Source organism: Bacillus cereus group sp. BfR-BA-01355, assembly GCF_022663675.1.
Classification (GTDB): Bacteria; Bacillota; Bacilli; order Bacillales; family Bacillaceae_G; genus Bacillus_A; species Bacillus_A thuringiensis_S.
On record NZ_JAKUFY010000304.1, the window covers coordinates 1 to 496 of the forward strand.

Below are 496 nucleotides of genomic sequence, written 5' to 3' on the forward strand. Positions count from 1 at the left end.
GGAAGCAAAATTGAAAAATGTATCAGTGAAGAAAAATAAATCAAAGTTCTTTAATACATTCACACTACAAGGAACATATACAGGAACTGCAGCAAAAGGAGAATATGAAGATTGGAAAATAATTACACAAAACGTTAATGATACGTTAAAACGTTTAAGCGCAAAAGAATGGACAGGCTATAAAACGGTAACAGCATACTTCGTAAATTATCGCGTGAATGCATCAGGACAATTTGAATATGATGTTGTGTTCCACGGTATTAATACAGAAGAAGGTGCAGAGAATAAAGCGCCAGTTGCGGTTATAAACGGTCCGTATAGTGGAAATGTGAATGAAGCAATTTCATTTAAAAGCGACGCATCAAAAGATGAAGACGGGAAAATTACTTCATATAAATGGGAGTTTGGAGACGGTACTGTAAGTAATGAGCAAAATCCAACTCACGTATATACAAAAGAAGGAGCGTATACAGCGAAATTAACAGTAACAGACGAT

The 496-nt window shown here is 35.3% G+C and carries 1 protein-coding gene; it reads left to right on the forward strand.

Annotation, left to right across the window (positions count from 1 at the left end; all coding sequences use genetic code 11):
• A partial coding sequence (locus tag MR167_RS31765) for a PKD domain-containing protein (protein WP_242316254.1) occupies positions 1-496 on the forward strand: 496 nt, incomplete at both ends.